Annotated in this window: 1 protein-coding gene and 1 pseudogene; one reads left to right on the top strand and one right to left on the bottom strand. The window is 73.1% G+C overall.

What is annotated here, in order from left to right; all coding sequences use genetic code 11:
* A pseudogene (locus FV223_RS32155) lies at positions 1–167 on the top strand (amidase); the annotation flags it as partial.
* A gap of 42 nt (positions 168–209) precedes the next feature.
* Here the strand turns inward: FV223_RS32155 and FV223_RS30905 are convergent.
* On the bottom strand, positions 210–1,856 hold a 1,647-nt coding region (locus tag FV223_RS30905), incomplete at its 5' end, for a fused MFS/spermidine synthase (RefSeq protein WP_187276258.1).

Here is a 1,856-nt window from a genome sequence, read left to right as displayed (position 1 = left end):
CGATGCGGCAGGCGGTGCGCGAGATGGTGCGCCACGTCTGCGCCCGCACCGGGCTGACCCGCAACCAGGCCTACATGCTGTGCTCGCTCGCCGGAAACCTGCGCATCACCCAGACGGTCGACGGCAATAAGGGCGTCCACATGCTCATGCCCAAGACCGCCCTGTGAGCGTTGCCCGGTGCGCGCGCCGGCGCCGATCGATAAACCCGGTCAGCGCCCGGGCGTGGGCGTGGCGTCGCCGCGCGGGCGCATCATGTCGATGAAGGCCTCCAGCACGTTGGCGTAGTCGTCCGTCCAGGGCCGCCGCGTCATGTCGGGGACGACGGGCGTCCAGCCGAGCCGCGCGGCCTCCCGCCGGATCGCCGCATCGCGCGTTGCGATCACCACCATCGCCGGAGCGCGGAAACGCCGTTCGATCGGCTCGACGATCGGGTCGATGCGCTGGAGAAGCGCGAGGCCCTGTTCCGCCGCGGCACGGGCGAGCGCCGGCCGCAGGTCGAAATGCTGGTTGGAGATGTGGAGCGCCAGAACCCCCTGCGCGTCGAGGCGGTCGCGGTAGAGCGCCAGGGCCTCGCCGGTGAGCAGGTGCATCGGGATCGCGTCCGAGGAGAACGCGTCGACGATCAGCACGCGGGTCGGCTCGGTCGCGCGGACCAGGGTCAGGCGGGCGTCGCCCTGGACGATGCGGGCCGACGGCGCGCAGGCGGAGAGGAAGCGGAACAGGCTCGGATCGTGCGCGATCGTGACGACCACCGGATCGATCTCGTAGAATGTCCAGGCTTCCCCGGCCCGCGCCTGGCAGGCGAGGCTGCCGGCCCCGAGCCCGACCACCGAGACCCGCGGCACCGGCCCGTAGGCGCGGCGGGCGACCTCGAGGACGTCGGCGATGGCGTTGCCGGTGGCGTAGTAGGTCGTCGGCTCCGGCGGCCCGAGAACCGGGCTGCCGTCGTCCTCGCGGATGCGCATGGCGCCGTGCAGGGTCGTGCCGTGCGAGAGCAGGCGGAAGCGTCCCTGCGGATCGGTCTCGATGCGGTGGACCCCGAAGAAGCTGCGGCGGCTCTCGATGTCCTGGATCGTCAGATGCGGCATCGCCAGCACCAGCCCGCAGAACAGGGCGGCAAAGCCGAAGGCCGCCTGCGGTGCGCGCCAGTTCAGCAGCAGGACTGTCATCATCGCGCCCGCTGCAGCGCGCGGCGCCGCGTCGGGAGCGTAGCGAACGAGGATGGCGAGCCCGACCAGCCCGGCAAGCGTCCCGACAAGGCGACGCATCGCCACGATGCCGACGGGGCGGACGCGGACGAAGACGCCGGGACGGCAGGCGAGCGCCGCCACCAGCAGGATCGGATATTCGGCGATCGTCGCAAACAGCCGCGGCGCGACCAGCGCTGCGAACAGGCCACCGAGCATCCCGCCGAGCGAGGTGCAGAGATAGAACTCGGTCAGCCGGCCCGGCTCGGGGCGCAGGCAGAAGACGGCGCGGTGGGCGACGAGGCCGGCGACGAAGCAGAGGCCGAGGCTGAGCGGCAGGTCGACGGCGAAGGGCAGCCGGCCGACCACGGCCGCGCCGAGGGCGATCGCGGTCCCCCAAGCCTGCGCGGCGGCCAGGGGACGGTCCGGCCAGGACGCGAGCGGGCGGAAGGCGATCACGAAGGTCAGGAGGTATAGCGCCAGCGGCAGCACCCACATCAGCGGGATGGCGGCCACATCCGTGGTGATGTGCGCCGTCACGGCGACGAGCAGGCCGGAGGGGACGGCCGACAGGCCGATCCAGGCGCCGCGCCGCGCCAGGCTCGGAGCCGCGTGCGCCGTGCCGGTCGTCCGCGCCGGCGCGACGATCCCGTGCGCGCCGCCTCGGCC

This window comes from Methylobacterium sp. WL116 (assembly GCF_008039455.1).
GTDB lineage: Bacteria > Pseudomonadota > Alphaproteobacteria > Rhizobiales > Beijerinckiaceae > Methylobacterium.
This window is presented reverse-complemented; position numbering and strand designations above follow the sequence as displayed.